The sequence below is a fragment of the Pseudomonas sp. DY-1 genome, assembly GCF_003626975.1.
In the GTDB taxonomy this organism is placed as follows: domain Bacteria; phylum Pseudomonadota; class Gammaproteobacteria; order Pseudomonadales; family Pseudomonadaceae; genus Metapseudomonas.
In genome coordinates this window covers 5,745,688-5,760,671 of the sequence record NZ_CP032616.1, presented here as the reverse complement: position 1 = coordinate 5,760,671, position 14,984 = coordinate 5,745,688, and the positions used below count along the sequence as shown (strand labels likewise).

Annotated in this window: 14 protein-coding genes; 9 read left to right on the top strand and 5 right to left on the bottom strand. The window is 64.6% G+C overall.

What is annotated here, in order from left to right; translation table 11 throughout:
• The first annotated feature begins 63 nt into the window (after window positions 1–63).
• Window positions 64–1,407, top strand: a complete 1,344-nt coding sequence (locus tag D6Z43_RS27125; protein WP_218569229.1) for a DUF4157 domain-containing protein — start codon at window positions 64–66, stop codon at window positions 1,405–1,407.
• Between the two features lie 35 nt (window positions 1,408–1,442).
• Here the strand turns inward: D6Z43_RS27125 and D6Z43_RS27120 are convergent, their stop codons facing one another.
• The gene (locus tag D6Z43_RS27120) at window positions 1,443–2,348 is read right to left on the bottom strand and encodes a LysR family transcriptional regulator (protein ID WP_120655061.1); all 906 of its coding nucleotides are present in this window, start codon (window positions 2,346–2,348) and stop codon (window positions 1,443–1,445) included.
• 158 nt (window positions 2,349–2,506) lie between these two features.
• On the opposite strand from D6Z43_RS27120, the gene D6Z43_RS27115 reads away from it, so the two are divergent.
• The 6 genes from D6Z43_RS27115 (at window position 2,507) to D6Z43_RS27090 (ending at window position 9,483) form a co-directional block, all read left to right on the top strand.
• Window positions 2,507–3,151 (top strand): hydrolase, encoded by a 645-nt coding sequence (locus D6Z43_RS27115; RefSeq protein ID WP_120655060.1) that lies wholly within the window; start codon window positions 2,507–2,509, stop codon window positions 3,149–3,151.
• 65 nt (window positions 3,152–3,216) lie between these two features.
• Entirely contained in the window at window positions 3,217–3,774 is a 558-nt protein-coding gene (locus tag D6Z43_RS27110) for an antibiotic biosynthesis monooxygenase (RefSeq protein ID WP_120655059.1), read from the top strand.
• Window positions 3,775–3,930: 156 nt separating this feature from the next.
• Window positions 3,931–5,769, top strand: coding sequence for an amidohydrolase (locus D6Z43_RS27105; protein WP_120655378.1), 1,839 nt, complete (start codon window positions 3,931–3,933; stop codon window positions 5,767–5,769).
• A gap of 175 nt (window positions 5,770–5,944) precedes the next feature.
• Window positions 5,945–6,568, top strand: coding sequence for an isochorismate family cysteine hydrolase YcaC (gene ycaC, locus D6Z43_RS27100; RefSeq protein WP_120655058.1), 624 nt, complete (start codon window positions 5,945–5,947; stop codon window positions 6,566–6,568).
• A gap of 102 nt (window positions 6,569–6,670) precedes the next feature.
• Entirely contained in the window at window positions 6,671–8,476 is a 1,806-nt protein-coding gene (locus D6Z43_RS27095; protein WP_120655057.1) for a monovalent cation:proton antiporter-2 (CPA2) family protein, read from the top strand.
• Between the two features lie 77 nt (window positions 8,477–8,553).
• On the top strand, window positions 8,554–9,483 hold the full coding sequence (locus D6Z43_RS27090) for a LysR family transcriptional regulator (protein ID WP_120655056.1): 930 nt from the start codon (window positions 8,554–8,556) through the stop codon (window positions 9,481–9,483).
• Here D6Z43_RS27090 and D6Z43_RS27085 read toward each other — a convergent pair.
• Window positions 9,468–9,986, bottom strand: a complete 519-nt coding sequence (locus D6Z43_RS27085) for a DinB family protein (RefSeq protein ID WP_120655055.1) — start codon at window positions 9,984–9,986, stop codon at window positions 9,468–9,470. The genes D6Z43_RS27090 and D6Z43_RS27085 overlap by 16 nt on opposite strands.
• Window positions 9,987–10,086: 100 nt before the next feature.
• Window positions 10,087–11,505, bottom strand: a complete 1,419-nt coding sequence (locus D6Z43_RS27080; protein ID WP_120655054.1) for a bifunctional diguanylate cyclase/phosphodiesterase — start codon at window positions 11,503–11,505, stop codon at window positions 10,087–10,089.
• A gap of 271 nt (window positions 11,506–11,776) precedes the next feature.
• Between D6Z43_RS27080 and D6Z43_RS27070 the strand changes: the two genes are divergently transcribed.
• Window positions 11,777–12,091 (top strand): cupin domain-containing protein, encoded by a 315-nt coding sequence (locus D6Z43_RS27070; protein ID WP_162945878.1) that lies wholly within the window; start codon window positions 11,777–11,779, stop codon window positions 12,089–12,091.
• Between the two features lie 178 nt (window positions 12,092–12,269).
• Entirely contained in the window at window positions 12,270–12,734 is a 465-nt protein-coding gene (locus tag D6Z43_RS27065; RefSeq protein WP_120655051.1) for a MarR family winged helix-turn-helix transcriptional regulator, read from the top strand.
• A 63-nt stretch (window positions 12,735–12,797) separates the two neighbouring features.
• Here the strand turns inward: D6Z43_RS27065 and D6Z43_RS27060 are convergent, their stop codons facing one another.
• Together D6Z43_RS27060 and D6Z43_RS27055 are read right to left on the bottom strand one after the other, a co-directional pair.
• Window positions 12,798–13,658 carry a CAP domain-containing protein gene (locus D6Z43_RS27060; RefSeq protein ID WP_120655050.1) on the bottom strand — a complete coding sequence of 287 codons (861 nt, stop codon included), beginning with the start codon at window positions 13,656–13,658 and terminating at the stop codon, window positions 12,798–12,800.
• Window positions 13,659–13,862: 204 nt separating this feature from the next.
• Complete coding sequence (locus D6Z43_RS27055; RefSeq protein ID WP_120655049.1) at window positions 13,863–14,861, bottom strand: alpha/beta fold hydrolase; 999 nt, start codon at window positions 14,859–14,861, stop codon at window positions 13,863–13,865.
• Window positions 14,862–14,984 lie beyond the last annotated feature (123 nt).

Sequence of the window (14,984 nt, the reverse complement as noted above, 5' to 3'; positions counted from 1 at the left end):
GTCGGCGCACGCGCAGATGCCAGCGAGCGCGAAGCCGAGGCCGTGGCGGATCAGGTAATGGGGATGCCGACCGGTACGGCCGGTACCACGCAACATAGCGATGCCCACTCCAGGGTGCGTCTGCGACCGTCGGCCCCGGGCGGCGCGGCTGAACGCCAGGCCCCAGCCAGCGTGGATGCAACGCTCAATGCCTCCGGGCGACCACTCGACCGTGCTACCCGCGCCTTCTTCGAGCCTCGCTTCGGCCAGGATTTCTCCGCCGTCCGCGTGCACACCGATGGCGCCGCGCAACGCTCGGCGCGCGAGGTCAACGCCCACGCCTATACGGTCGGCCAGGACATCGTTTTCGATGCCGGACAATTCGCCCCGGCATCACGCGAAGGCCAGCACTTGCTGGCCCATGAGCTGACCCATGTGGTGCAACAGCGCGGTACCGCTGGCGCGGTCCTGCGTCGCGATCCCGGCGACGAGGAGCTCACGCCCGAGATCGTCGGCCAGGAGCCCGGCCTGCTGCTTTGCTTCGCCCTGTGCGAACTCGGCGTGCCGCCGGCCATCTGGCGGGACATCACCGAGATGTTCCTCGGCGCTGTCTGGGAGGAATACCGGGAAAGCTACGGCCGGGCGCGGGGGAACGCACGATTCCGTACCTTCCAGAATGCTTTCCGGAGCTACTCCGTCCTGAACTCGGTCAAGACCATCCTCGGTTTCGTCGTCCATGGACGCGTTGGTTTCATCCCGATCCGCACGGCGTCGGGTCGTGCGGCACAGCAGGCGCTGTTGCGTTTCCTGATTGCTCGAGGCGCCACCGAGGCGGGCGTGATCGCTGCCGAACAACTGGTGCGCCGCATCGCCATTGCCATCGAAGTGGCCATCGCCGCGGGTTGTGGCGCCTACTGCTCGGTCCGCAGCTACGCCTTGTTGATGCGCGACCTGGCCGACCAGATGGCGGCAGGCCTGGTAGCCGTGGCTGAAGGCATGGAAAGCCTTGGCGGCATCGTCAGCGGCCTGGCCACGGCAATCCTGGTGCGCCCTGTCCTCTATGCCGAAACCTTGCTGGAAGTGTCCAACTGGAACCTCAGCCACATGCCCGCCGGAGCGCGCGCCGACACCATCGCCCTCGGCCTGTACTTCAGCAGCGTGATCGAAGGCGAGGATTTCGACACCCTGATCGCCTCCCACGCCCGCCCCATCAGCAGCTACCCCACCGCCGCCAGCCTGGTACGCGAAGTGATCGCCGAGCTCAATCGCGACCGCGCCATCACCGAAGAGCCGCCGCTGGACGCCGAAGCGCTGGTCAACGGTTCACCCGCCGCCTTCTTCAGCCTGCTGGCCGAACAGGGTTACCTCGACTTCGAAGAAGACCCCGAGCACCTGGTCGACGAGATGCTCGAAGGCCCCTCCCCCTGACGTGCGAAATCAGCCGCAACGGCTGTGACAGGTCATCAACACGCCACTCGCTCATTCACCTTGCCCATCTCTTCCACCAGGAAATCGATGAAGGCGCGGGTCTTCTGCGGCATGCGTCGGGCCGAGGGATATACCGCGTTGATGCTGATGGGGGGTGCCTGCCATTCGCAGAGCAGCGTCACCAGCCGGCCGGCGGCCAGGGCTTCGTCGACGATGAAGCTCGGCAGCAGGGCAATGCCCATGCCGGCCTCGGCCACCTGGGCGAGGAAGTCGCCGTTGTTGGCCTGGAGTGGACCGTTCAATTGCACGCGGCGGGTTTCCTCGCCGTTACTGAGCGCCAGGCTGACGCCGCTCTGCAGGTAGCCGTAGCCGAGGAAGGCGTGGCTGGCGAGGTCTTCCGGCGACTGCGGTATCCCGGCCTTTTCCAGATAGGTCGGTGAAGCCACCAGCAGGCGCGGCGCCGGTGCGATGGTGCGGGCAACCATGGACGAGTCCGCCAGGCTGGCAATCCGGATGGTTACGTCGAAGCCGCCGCGCACCGGGTCTACCTGCTGGTCGCTGAGCACCAGTTGCAGTTCGATCTGCGGATTCCGCTCATGGAACAGCGGGATCAGCGGCCCCAGTTTGCGCAGCCCGAAGGACATGGGCGCATTCACCCGCAACACCCCACGCAACTCCCCCACCCCATCTCGCGCCCGCTGCTCGGCCTCGTCCAGGGCCGCCAGCAGGTCCCGCGCTGATTCGAAGTACTCCGTCCCCGCCTCCGTCAGGTGCAGGCTGCGCGTCGTGCGCACCAGCAATTGCACGCCGATGGCTTCCTCCAGCGCCTGCACCTGCTTGCTCACCGTCGAGCGTGGCAAGTCCAGCGCCCGCGCCGCCGCCGCGAAACCATTGCTGCGCACGGTTTCGATAAAGGCGCGCATGCACTCGACCCTGTCCATCAATGTCTCCAATTCAGAATCAATGAAGTTCAATTATGCCTAATTGTTTCTCTTTATGGGCGCGATCAGAATTTATCCCAAGTCGGAACCAAACAGCCTCACAGACAGAGGCACCGGCCAGGAAGAAATCACACAACTCACGCTTCAGGAGAAATGCCATGTCCATCCGCGAACTGCTGAACCCGACCAACTCCGCCCTGATCCTGATCGACCACCAGCCGCAAATGGCCTTTGGCGTGCAGTCCATCGACCGCCAGCAACTGAAGAACAACACCGTGGCACTTGCCAAGAGCGCCAAGATCTTCAACGTTCCGACCATCCTCACCAGCGTCGAGACCGAAAGCTTCAGCGGCTACATCTGGCCGGAACTGCTCGGTGTGTTCCCGGGCCAGCAACCCATCGAGCGCACCTCGATGAACTCCTGGGAAGACGAGAAATTCGTTGCCGCCGTGAAAGCCACCGGCCGCAAGAAACTGATCATGGCCGCACTCTGGACCGAGGTCTGCCTGACCTTCCCCGCACTGGAAGCCATCGAAGCCGGCTACGAGGTGTACATCGTCACCGACGCTTCCGGCGGCACCTCCAAGGAAGCCCATGACATGTCGGTGCAACGCATGATCCAGGCCGGCGCCATCCCGGTCACCTGGCAGCAGGTCCTGCTCGAGTACCAGCGCGACTGGTCGAAGAAGGAAACCTACGACGCCGTGATCGGCCTCGTGCAGGAGCACAGCGGCGCCTACGGCATGGGCGTGGACTACGCCTACACCCTGGTGCACAAGGCGCCCCAGCGCCAGGTGAAGTAAGCCGCAAGGCCGGCGGCGGGTAACGCCCCCGGCCTTCTTCCACGCCTTGCACGGAGCACCCCGCCATGACCACTGACGACATCGTCACCCTGCTGATCCGCCATCAGGTCAAGGAAGGCCGGGAACAGGAGTACGAAAACTGGCTGCGCCGCATCATCGGCATCGCCAAGGGTTATCCCGGCCACCTCGGCATCGATGTGGTGCGGGATCGCAAGGATGGCCTGCACCTGTTCACCTGCGTCCTGCGCTTCGCCAATACCACCCAGCTCCAGGCCTGGCTCGAATCCACCGACCGTCGCCAACTGGTAGAGGAAGTCAGTCACCTGCTGGCCGATGGCGACCAGGTGGAGATCAACCCCGAACGCGAATTCTGGTTCACTCCGGCAAGCGCCGACGCGCCGCAGCCGCCGCGCTGGAAACAGGCCTGCGTCACCTTCCTGGTGATCCTGCCGCTGGCCCTGCTGGTGCCGCTGCTCTGGCAGCCGCTGTTCAGGCTGCAGCCCTGGCTTGGCGGCTACGTGGCCAGCAACGTGGTGATTACCGCCAGCATAGTGCTGCTGGTTGTCTATCTTTTCATGCCTCCGGTAACGCGTTTCTTCTCCGGCTGGCTGAACCAACACTGATCCAGGGAGGGCTCCATGAGCGAAGACCCATCCAGCAATAGCCGCCGCCAGTTCCTCGCCGCCAGCTCCGTGCTCGGCGCCGCTGGCGCACTCTGGTCCGCACTACCCTTCACCGGCGCCGCAGGCGTCGCCCATGCCGCTACTTCAGGGGGTTCCATGTCCGCCGACCTGATCCTGTTCAATGGCCGCCTGCACACGGTCGACCGCGAAAAGCCCACCGCCAGCGCCGTGGCGATCAAGGACGGGCGCTTTCTCGCCGTCGGCAGCGATGCCGAGGCCATGGCCCATCGCGGCGACGCCACCCAGGTCATCGACCTCAAGCAGCGCACGGTGATCCCCGGCCTCAACGACTCGCACCTGCACCTGATCCGCGGCGGCCTCAACTACAACCTGGAACTGCGCTGGGAAGGCGTGCCCTCGGTGGCCGACGCGCTGCGCATGCTCAAGGACCAGGCCGACCGAACCCCCTCTCCGCAGTGGGTACGCGTGGTCGGTGGCTGGAACGAGTTCCAGTTCGCCGAAAAACGCATGCCGACCCTGGAGGAAATCAACCGCGCAGCGCCGGACACCCCGGTGTTCCTCCTCCACCTCTACGACCGCGCGCTGCTCAACCGCGCCGCGCTGAAGGCGGTCGGCTACACCAAGGACACGCCCAACCCGCCGGGTGGCGAAATCCAGCGCGACGGCAGCGGCAACCCCACCGGCATGCTGATCGCCCGGCCCAACGCCACCATCCTCTACGCCACCCTGGCCAAGGGGCCGAAGTTGCCGCTGGAGTACCAGGTCAACTCCACCCGCCAGTTCATGCGCGAGCTCAACCGCCTCGGCCTGACCAGCGCCATCGACGCCGGCGGCGGCTACCAGAACTACCCGGACGACTACCAGGTGATCGAGGAACTGGCCAGGCAGGGCCAGCTCAGCGTGCGCATCGCCTACAACCTGTTCACCCAGAAACCCAAGGAAGAGCTCACCGACTTCCAGAACTGGAGCAAGGTGGTCAAGCCCGGCCAGGGCAATGACTTCCTGCGCCACAACGGCGCCGGCGAGATGCTGGTGTTCTCCGCGGCCGACTTCGAGGACTTCCTCGAACCGCGCCCGGACCTGCCGCAGACCATGGAGCAGGAGCTGGAGCCGGTGGTGCGCCACCTGGTGGAGCAGCGCTGGCCGTTCCGCCTGCACGCCACCTACGACGAATCCATTTCGCGCATGCTGGATGTGTTCGAGAAGGTCAACCGCGACATCCCGTTCAACGGCCTGCCGTGGTTCTTCGACCACGCCGAAACCATCTCGCCGAAGAACATCGAGCGAGTGCGTGCCTTGGGCGGCGGCATCGCCATCCAGGACCGCATGGCCTTCCAGGGCGAGTACTTCGTCGACCGCTACGGCGCCAAGGCGGCCGAGCAGACTCCGCCGATCCAGCGCATGTTGGCCGAAGGCGTGCCGGTGGGCGCCGGCACCGACGCCACCCGCGTCTCCAGCTACAACCCCTGGACCTCGCTGTACTGGCTGGTCAGCGGCCGCACCGTCGGCGGCCTGGAGCTTTATCCACAGGGCCTGTCGCGCGACACCGCGCTGCAACTCTTTACCCACGGCAGCGCCTGGTTCTCCAGCGAACAAGGCAAGAAGGGGCAGATCAAGGTGGGCCAACTGGCCGACCTCGCCGCCTTGTCGGCGGACTTCTTCAGCGTCGAGGACGAGGCCATCAAGTGGATCGAGTCGGTGCTGACCGTGGTCAACGGCAAGGTGGTCTATGCCGCCGGCGAGTTCGACAAGCTCGGTCCGCCGCAGCTGCCGGTGCTGCCGGAGTGGTCGCCGGTGGCCAAGGTCCCCGGCCACTGGAAGCCCGCCGCGCCGCTCGCCGCCCAGGTGCACCAGTGCGTCGGCGCCTGCACGGTGCACGCCCACAGCCACGAGCGGGCACGGCAGTCGAGCGTGCCGGTGAGCGACTTCCAGGGCTTCTGGGGGGCACTGGGCTGCTCCTGCTTTGCCTTCTGATGGTTCCTTGAGGGGGCGACTTCAATCGCCAAGGGCAGCAACGCTGCCCCCCGGCGAACCCGAAGGGCAGACCTTCGGCCTGCCTGGCGAATGAATTTGCCCCTACAGAGAAAACAGCCCTGAATTATTTGCGCAGGCCCCAAGCCGGCGCCCAACCCAAGCAAGGAGAATCAACATGTCTTTCCAATACAAGCGACTGGACAAGAACGATGCTGCGGTACTGCTGGTCGATCACCAGGCTGGCCTGCTCTCCCTGGTGCGGGACATCGATCCCGACAAGTTCAAGAACAACGTGCTGGCCCTGGGCGATCTGGCCAAGTACTTCAAGCTGCCGACCATCCTCACCACCAGCTTCGAGACCGGTCCCAACGGCCCGCTGGTACCAGAACTGAAAGAGCAGTTCCCCGATGCGCCCTACATCGCCCGCCCCGGCAACATCAACGCCTGGGACAACGAAGACTTCGTCAAGGCGGTGAAGGCCACCGGCAAGAAGCAACTGATCATCGCGGGTGTGGTGACCGAGGTCTGCGTGGCCTTCCCTGCACTGTCGGCCCTTGAAGAAGGCTTCGACGTATTCGTCGTCGCCGATGCGTCCGGCACCTTCAACGAAGTCACCCGTGACGCCGCCTGGCGCCGGATGGAAGCTGCCGGTGCGCAACTGATGACCTGGTTCGGCGTGGCCTGCGAGCTGCACCGCGACTGGCGCAACGACATCGAGGGTCTGGGCACCCTGTTCTCCAACCACATCCCCGACTACCGTAACCTGATCACCAGCTACACCACGCTCACCGCCAAGTGAACGACACAGGGGCCGCGTCGTATTGGCGCGGCGCCCTGCCCCGGTCCGCCGCACTGCTCTAAGATGTCGCCCCTTTCAAGCAGCATGACTGAGGAGTGACCCATGCCCCATGACGGCAGCCTGCTGCAGGCAGCGGTGGTGTTCCTGTTCGCCGCCGTAATCACCGTCCCCCTGGCCAAGCGGCTGCAGCTTGGCGCTGTGCTGGGCTACCTGCTGGCAGGGGTGTTGATCGGTCCCTCGGTACTGAAGCTGGTCAGCGACCCGGAGAGCGTCGCCCACGTATCCGAACTGGGCGTGGTGCTGCTGCTGTTCATCATCGGTCTGGAACTCTCGCCCCGCCGGCTCTGGGTGATGCGCCGCTCGGTGTTCGGCGCAGGCCTCGCACAGGTCCTGCTCACCGCCCTGGCCATTGGCCTGGTGGCCTGGCTGGTGTTCGCCAAGAGCCTGAACACCGCCGCCGTACTGGGCTTCGGCCTGGCACTCTCGTCTACCGCCTTCGGCCTGCAGATACTCGCCGAGCGCAAGGAACTCACCAGCCCCCACGGCCGCCTGGCCTTCGCCATCCTGCTGTTCCAGGACATCGCAGCCATCCCGCTGATCGCCCTGCTGCCGCTGCTCAGTGGCTCTGGCCACCTGGACACGGAAGGCGTCAACCTGCGCGACGTGCTGCTGGCAGTGGCCAGTATCGGTGCGGTGATCATTGGCGGCCGATACCTGCTGCGGCCGGTATTCCGCACCGTGCTCAAGGCCGGACTGAAGGAGGTCTCCACCGCCACCTCGCTGCTGGTGGTGATCGGCACCGCCTGGCTGATGGAGCTGGCCGGCGTTTCCATGGCGCTTGGCGCCTTCATCGCGGGCCTGCTGCTGGCGGACTCCGAATATCGCCATGAGCTGGAAGCGCAGATCGAGCCCTTCAAGGGTCTGCTGCTGGGCCTGTTCTTCATGAGCGTGGGAATGAGTGCTGACCTCAGCCTGCTGTTGAACGAACCGTTCGCGGTCATGGTGCTGACGATCCTGCTGCTGATGCTGAAACTCCCGCTGCTCTACCTGGTGGGCCGCTTTGCCGGAGGGCTGGAGCGCGGCCATGCGCTGCGCCTGGGCATCGTCCTGGCCGCTGGTGGCGAATTCGCCTTCGTGGTGTTCAAGGTGGCCTTCGAACAGGGCATGCTCGACGCCCGCCTGCACGGTCTGCTGGTGCTCAGCATCACCCTGTCCATGGCCCTCACGCCGCTGCTGGTGTTGGCCCTGTTCCGTCGACTGGTCGCTGCACCGGCACCAGTGGAGGTACCGGCGGAGTACCAGCGCATCGACAGTGACGCGCCCCGCGTGGTGGTCGCCGGCATGGGGCGCATGGGCCAGATCATCGCCCGTGTGCTGCACGCCCAGCAGGTTCCGTTCGTGGCCCTGGACACCGCGGTGGACATGATCGAGTACGGCCGTAGCCTGGGCCGCATGCCCATCTACTACGGCGATCCACTGCGGGCGGAAATCCTCCGCGCAGCCAAGGTGGACAAGGCCGAGTTCCTCATCATCGCCACCGACGACCCGGACACCAATCTCAAGATCACCGAACTGGTCAAGCGCCTCTACCCTCACGTCAAGGTCATCGCCCGTGCCCGCAACCGCCAGCACGTCCATCGGCTGCTTGACCTGGGCGCCGTGCCCGTGCGCGAAACCTTCCATTCGGCGTTGGAGATGAGCCGCCAGGCCCTGCTTGGCCTGGGCCTCGACGAAGACCGGGCCAACGCCCGCATTCGCCGCTTCCAGCGCCACGACGAAGAAGTCCTGGCGGCCCAGCACAACGTCTATGACGACGCCGCCGCCGTGATCCAGACCGCCCGCGAAGCACGCACGGAACTGGAACACCTGTTCGACGCCGACGTGATCGAAGACAAGGCGGTGAAATAGCCGCCAGCGCCATTACCCGGTCGCCGGCCATCGAATCAGCTTTACTCAAGGCAGATTCAGTGTGGGGGAGGCCCCGGATGAACCGGAACGATCTGCGTCGCGTGGACCTGAACCTGCTGGTGGTCTTCGAGACGCTGATGTACGAGAAAAACCTGACTCGCGCATCGGAAAAGCTCTTCCTCGGCCAGCCCGCGGTAAGCGCCGCGCTGGCCCGCTTGCGCGACCTCTTCGACGACCCGCTTCTGGTCCGCAATGGCCGCGTCTTCGAACCCACCAAGCGGGCGCTGGAAATACTCGAGGAACTGCAACCTGCACTGGACTCGATATCCAGCGCCGTCAGCCGGGCGAAGGAATTCAATCCGTCCACCTATCGCAATACCTTCCGGATCGGCCTATCGGACGACGTCGAGTTCGGCCTGTTCCCTCCCCTGCTCCACCAGCTCCGCGAGGAAGCGCCCGACAGCATAGTGGTGGTGCGCCGGGTCAACTTCCTGCTCATGTCAGCAATGCTCGCCTCCGGGGAAATCTCGGTCGGCGTCAGCTACACCACGGAACTGCCGGCCAATGCCAAGCGCAAGCGGTTGCGCAACCTGCGCTGCAAGATCCTGCGCGGCGACGACCGCCCCGGCGCACTCACCCTGGATGACTACTGTTCACGTCCGCACGCACTCGTATCCTTCTCGGGCGACCTGACCGGAAACATCGACAATGACCTGGCGCGCGTTGGCCGCACACGCCGCGTGGTGCTGGCGGTGCCGCAGTTCAGCGGGTTGCGCTCGATCCTGGCAGGCACGGAGTTGCTCGCCACCGTCCCGGACTACGCAGCGGATGCGCTGATCGACGGTTGTGGATTACGCGCCGATGAGCCGCCCTTCCCCATCTTCACTTCCGAGCTCTCCATGGTCTGGAGCAGCGGCACGGACAACGATCCCGCCGAGCGCTGGCTCCGTGAACTGATCGTGCAATACATGTCCGCGCCGGCAATGCCCGATCAGCCCGCCGCATAGAGCGGATGAGTCTCGCGCAGGAACACCGGGAGATCGGTGATCGGTGGCCGCGCGGGAATCTCGAAGTACATCTGGATCACGCTGCCGCGGTGATAGGACGCATGGTTGACCACGTGCATGAGCATGGCGCCCGCGGTCATGACGCCGGGGTCCCCGGAACAGAAGACGAACTCCACCGGCGTGTTCAGCGATTCGTCCGTCTGCGCGGCGCTCCACGAGACGAACCAGTCGTTCATGGCGGCCTGCGCGGCGCGGAGATCGTCGAACTCGGGATAGGGAACTTCCAGGCGCGTCTTGTAGGGATGCGGCCGGTGTTCCAGGTGGGCGCGCCAGATGCAATCGATGACGTGGATATGGTTCAGGGTGCCCAGGATGCTCTTGCACAGGGTCACGCGTTCCTTGCTGACTTCGCCGGGTGGCAACCCGGCCAGATCCTCGAAGAGCCGTTCATCGACCCACTGCTTGTAATGGGCAAGCATCCTGGCCGTAGGAGCGTTGATCATCGGATGTCCTCCCGCTCGGAGTCAGGCCGCCAGCGCGTTCGATGGGTGCGACGGCCATCTGTGGCAGAAGGAGTTTAGGCCCGGCGACAGGCACCCGAATTCATTGGCCGACGGCTGGAAATGCCGACAAGGCGTCGACCCGCTCCTTGTCCGGAACCTGCGCGTTGAGCCGCCGCACATACTCGACGAACGCTTCCTGCGGCAGCGGCCGGCTGAACAGGTAGCCCTGGAACTGCCCGCAACCGTTGCCAACGAGGAACCGCTGCTGCGCTTCCGTTTCCACGCCTTCGGCTATCACCGCCAGCCCCATGCTTCGTCCCAGGGCGATGACGGTGCGCACGATGGTTTCACTGCTGGAGTCGGTCAGCACATCACAGATGAAGGAGCGATCGATCTTCAGCTTGCTCAGGGGCAGGCGCTTGAGGTGGCTCAGGGACGAGAAGCCGGTGCCGAAGTCATCCAGGGAGAAGCGGACCCCCTGCTCCACCAGCGCGGTCATCTTCCGCGTAAGGTCTTCCAGGTCCTGCACCACCAGCGTTTCGGTCAGTTCAAGCTCCAGGCGCCGCGCCTCGATACCGTGTTCCTCGATCAGCGCCAGCACCTCGGGTACGAAGGCCGGCTGGCGGAACTGGTTCTGGCTGATATTCACCGCCAGGCCCATTTCACCCAAATCAGGGTCGTCCTTCCACGCGCGCAACTGTGCACAGGTCTGACGCAGCACCCATTGGCCGATGGGCAGCATCAGCCCGGTCTTCTCGGCATGGTCGATGAACTCGCCCGGTGCCACCAACCCGCGTTGCGGGTGCCGCCAGCGAACCAGCACCTCCGCCGCCACCACTCGTCCAGCGGAATCCAGTTGCGGCTGGTAATGCAGGACGAACTGCTCCTCGCGCAGGGCGGTACGCAGGTCACGGTCGAGCTCCGAGCGCTCCACCGCATCGGTCTGCAGGATGTGCAGCAGCATGAAGAACATCGCCATGGACGCCACGCCCTGGACCCAGGAACCGACCACCCGCACCTCGTCAGGCAGGCTGTAACCGGTGATCGGGCTCCAGGAGGACGATGCCAGCCCGGCGAACAGCGCCAGGCAGAGGGTCGTGACGCCGTAGCGCAACCACCTGGGTTCGTCGCGAAAGGCCATGAGCGCAGCCAGGGCCAGAGGCAGGAAATACAGATGGGACGCCCGTGGCGCCGCCGCCGTCGGCACGTCGAGCATCAGGGTGGAAATCAGGATGACGACAATCAGCACGCCGAACAGCAACAGGTTGGCCGCGCGCGTCCGGTTGCGCAGTGTCAGCACGAATACCCCCAGCCCACAGAAGATCAGGACCAGGTCCATCGGGACGATCCCCCACGCGCCCCGCAGGGAGAAGTAGCCGCCCCAGAGCAGCCCCATGAGCACCATGAGCCCGCTCGCCAGCAAACGCATGCGCCGCTCCCGGCGCTGGCCGACCAATGCGAGATCAGACGACTGCCAAAGCAGTTGGACGCGCTTGAGGAACGTTGAAATGGGGGTCATGGAAAATCCCTTTACCGACCCTATTCATTCTTGAGGGTGATTGCGTGATTGCAAATTGGCATTGGATTGAAGGACGACGCGCAGGGGCCAGCGGTTAAGTCCGAGCCCGCGCCGCCCGACTTCTCTCCGAAAATACCGGTCGTCGCCTCATGCATTTTTTGATGAGGGACCTGCTTGACGTCGATGGGCACTTGCATGAGGATTATTTTAATCGCATGCGATTTAATCGCTAGCGACAACAAATGAACATCGACCGCACGAGGAAATGACCATGATCCATCTGACTCAAGCCAGCCGCCAGTTCACCGAGATCGGCCTTCCCGGCATCCGCGTCGCCACTGTCTGGGGCGAGAACGGCAACGGCTCGGACTTCATCGAGTTCAAGGCCGGTACCCGCTTCCCCATCCACGACCATGAAGGCCCGGAAGAAATTCTCATGCTGTCGGGCCGCATCCGCTTCGGCGATCTGGTGCTTTCAGCGGGCGACTACCTGAGGATCGGCTCCGGTGAAGAGCACGACGCGGAAGCCCTCGAAGACTCCGTGTTCTTCCTTGCCCACATTGGCGGTGCAGTGATCAAGGAATGAGCGCGCCGGCGATGATCGAGGCGGGATACGGCGTCCGCGACATCGCGGGCGCTCTATTTCCGGATCGATTCGCAGCGGCCCTTGGTCGGCCCCTGAACTCAAGGCACTTCCGATGTTCTCGCATGCGATCTATAGTCCGGACATTCGAGACATCGGTCTTTGTTCAACGAGGAAACAGATGAAATCCACCGGCAGATCGACCCCGGCCCAACCGGCCCCGCTCTCAGACTTTCTGTGCTTCGCGGTCTATTCCGCGAACCTGGCCTTCGGCAAGGCGTACAAGCCGATTCTCGAGCAGCTCGGGCTGACCTACACCCAGTTCATCGCCATCGTCGCGCTATGGGATGAAGACAATCAGACCGTCGGCAGCCTCGGTGAAAAGCTCTTTCTGGAGTCGAACACGCTCACGCCGATGCTGAAGAAGCTCGAGGCGATGGGCCTGGTCCAGCGTCAGCGCGATCCAGAAGATGAGCGTCAGGTGCGCGTCAGCCTGACGAAGGCGGGCAAAGAGCTTAGGGAGCAACGCGCGGAAACAGGCCTCAACGGTGCAACGGGCCTGGACTCGGATGAGTTCGTGCGCATGCAGCAGGCCGTCGCGGCGCTACGCGACAACCTCCTCAAATCGTCTGGAAGCCGCAAGTGAGTTTCGTGCTCGCGTAGATTGCGCTGAGCTATGCGAAGCCCAACGAATGCTGTCGGCGCCCCTTCAGGGCGCGCCGAACATCATGGTCCAGTAGATGCCATTCTCGCTGCGGGTTTGTGCAGCGTAGGCGGCGCCGACTTGCGTGAAACGGGGATTCATCAGATTGGCGCAATGGCCTGGGCTGGCCAGCCAACTGTCCATGGCCGCGCGCGGTGAGCCCTGCCCCGCAGCAATGTTCTCGCCGACTTGTCGTCCCCGGTAGCCCGCGGCCCGCGCCCGGTCGAAAGGCGAATCGCCGTTGGGATCGTTGTGGGAGAAGTAGTCGCGGTTGGCCATTGAGCGGCTGTGCTGCTGGGCTGCACTGCCAAGGGCGGGGCTCCAGGCGAGAGGGCGGGTAGCGGCAAAGCGCTTGCCACCGCACATACGCGGCTTGGCCCGCGCCGCATTGACCTGAGCCAGCAGCGCCTGACCGGCCGAGCGGGTATCCCCAAGCTGGGCACTGGCCATGGGTCGGGCCAGTACCAGGCGCCACTGATTGCCGCTACGACTGATGCCGACATCGGTCACCTGCGGGTCCATCAAATCCGTGCAGTAGTCATCGCGGAGCATCTCGAACGCCAAACGCGCATCACGCGCCCCGGACAAGCGGATGCTCCGCACCTCACCGGCCACGTAGCCGGCATCGCGCAGCCCCCGGCGCAGTTCACCCGAGTACCCCACCGGCAGTGCCACGTTGGCTTTCATCTTCAGCGGCGGTGCCGCCTGGACACTGCTCCACCCGCAACGCTGGCTGTGGGTGCGGTAGTCGTTGATCGCTGCCAGCAGTTGACGCTCATCACCCGCCTGGGCGGCGTGGGTGAACAGGGACAGCAGGGCAAGTGGCAAGGTTGGAAGCAGACGAAGGGATCGGCGGATTGGGCGCATGGAATGGCGTGCAGGAGAGTCATTGTGATTTCGGGGCTGGCGTATGACTGCGCCGTGCAACACAGGTTCGGGGCGCCCAGAAAAAATTCACCTCCCGGCGATCGCGTTGCGTCGTTCGGTATTTCCGTAGCCAGCAGCCCGGCTGATATCCGGACTAGGGTGATGGCCACGTCTCCGTTCCGGCAAATGGCTCGTACCTACACGCTATAGCTGTGCCACATGCCCCTCGGAGCGGCGGTGAGCCATCAGGTGCGGCAGCACCGCCGACAGCAACGGTTCCTTGAAAGCCTCCTGGAACCGATGCGCCAGGCCGGGAATCAGCTTCAGCTCCGAACCCTTGATATGCGCCGCCACATGCACGCCGTGCATCACCGGCAGAAGCGGATCGGCCGTACCGTGCACCACCAGGGTGGGCACCTGCAGGCGATTGAGCATGTCGACGCGGCTGGGCTCGGCGAGGATCGCCAGCATCTGCCGCTGCACACCTTCGGGGTTGAAGGAGCGGTCGTAGGCGCGGGCAGCCTGCTCCAGCAGTTGAAAGCGATCGTCGCTGACATCGGGACTGCCCAGCGCGGCGAGCAAGTCGGCCTGTTGCTGGATAGCCACCTCGCGGCTCGGTGCCTCGCGCCGTGCAAGCAGCTCCAGCAGCGCCGAACTAGGCGCCGGCAAGCCCTGGGCGCCGGAGCTGGTCATGATCAGGGTCAGGCTCAGCACCCGCTGCGGAGCGAGGTCGGCCAGGTGCTGGGCGATCATCCCGCCCATGCTGGCGCCCAGTACATGGGCCTGCCGAATGTGCAGGGCATCCAGCAGGTGCAATGAGTCGCGGGCCATGTCGCGCAGGCCGTAAGGCGCTGAAACCGGCAGGCCCAGGCGATAACGCACCACTTCGTAAGGCAGGTTGGTCGAAGGTGCGGGGCCAATCCACGCCGAGAGCCCGACGTCGCGATTGTCGAAACGGATGACCCGGAAGCCGTTTTCGCAGAGGCGCTGCACCACCTCGTCCGGCCAGTGGATGAGCTGTCCGCCCAGGCCCATGATCAACAGCAGCGCCGGGTCCCGCTCACGCCCTACGCTCTGGTAAGCCAGGCGCACCTCGCCCAGGTCGACGGTCTCCGTCGGCACGGCGACATCGCAGCGAGCGTTGGCGATAGCAAAGGAAGGCAGGCCGCAGATGAGCGCGGCGAGCAGGATCAGCACACGCATGATGGAAATCCAGAACGCAAAACCCCAGTTGAACGCGATTCTGATGAATTCCTGTCGTTCGCTCTGCCATAGAACCGTGACAATTTCATGACGAGCGCCGAACGGTCGTTTCCCTGCCTCGTC

What these genes read in the sequence shown, in the direction of transcription:
- D6Z43_RS27070 (WP_162945878.1), top strand. Translation starts at nt 11,777, where the DNA reads ATGATCCATCTGACTCAAGCCAGCCGCCAGTTCACCGAGATCGGCCTT.
- D6Z43_RS27085 (WP_120655055.1), bottom strand. Translation starts at nt 9,986, where the DNA reads ATGATCAACGCTCCTACGGCCAGGATGCTTGCCCATTACAAGCAGTGG.
- D6Z43_RS27065 (WP_120655051.1), top strand. Translation starts at nt 12,270, where the DNA reads ATGAAATCCACCGGCAGATCGACCCCGGCCCAACCGGCCCCGCTCTCA.
- D6Z43_RS27090 (WP_120655056.1), top strand. Translation starts at nt 8,554, where the DNA reads ATGAACCGGAACGATCTGCGTCGCGTGGACCTGAACCTGCTGGTGGTC.
- D6Z43_RS27110 (WP_120655059.1), top strand. Translation starts at nt 3,217, where the DNA reads ATGACCACTGACGACATCGTCACCCTGCTGATCCGCCATCAGGTCAAG.
- D6Z43_RS27080 (WP_120655054.1), bottom strand. Translation starts at nt 11,505, where the DNA reads ATGACCCCCATTTCAACGTTCCTCAAGCGCGTCCAACTGCTTTGGCAG.
- D6Z43_RS27055 (WP_120655049.1), bottom strand. Translation starts at nt 14,861, where the DNA reads ATGCGTGTGCTGATCCTGCTCGCCGCGCTCATCTGCGGCCTGCCTTCC.
- D6Z43_RS27120 (WP_120655061.1), bottom strand. Translation starts at nt 2,348, where the DNA reads ATGGACAGGGTCGAGTGCATGCGCGCCTTTATCGAAACCGTGCGCAGC.
- D6Z43_RS27105 (WP_120655378.1), top strand. Translation starts at nt 3,931, where the DNA reads ATGTCCGCCGACCTGATCCTGTTCAATGGCCGCCTGCACACGGTCGAC.
- D6Z43_RS27115 (WP_120655060.1), top strand. Translation starts at nt 2,507, where the DNA reads ATGTCCATCCGCGAACTGCTGAACCCGACCAACTCCGCCCTGATCCTG.
- D6Z43_RS27060 (WP_120655050.1), bottom strand. Translation starts at nt 13,658, where the DNA reads ATGCGCCCAATCCGCCGATCCCTTCGTCTGCTTCCAACCTTGCCACTT.
- D6Z43_RS27125 (WP_218569229.1), top strand. Translation starts at nt 64, where the DNA reads ATGCCGACCGGTACGGCCGGTACCACGCAACATAGCGATGCCCACTCC.
- ycaC (WP_120655058.1), top strand. Translation starts at nt 5,945, where the DNA reads ATGTCTTTCCAATACAAGCGACTGGACAAGAACGATGCTGCGGTACTG.
- D6Z43_RS27095 (WP_120655057.1), top strand. Translation starts at nt 6,671, where the DNA reads ATGCCCCATGACGGCAGCCTGCTGCAGGCAGCGGTGGTGTTCCTGTTC.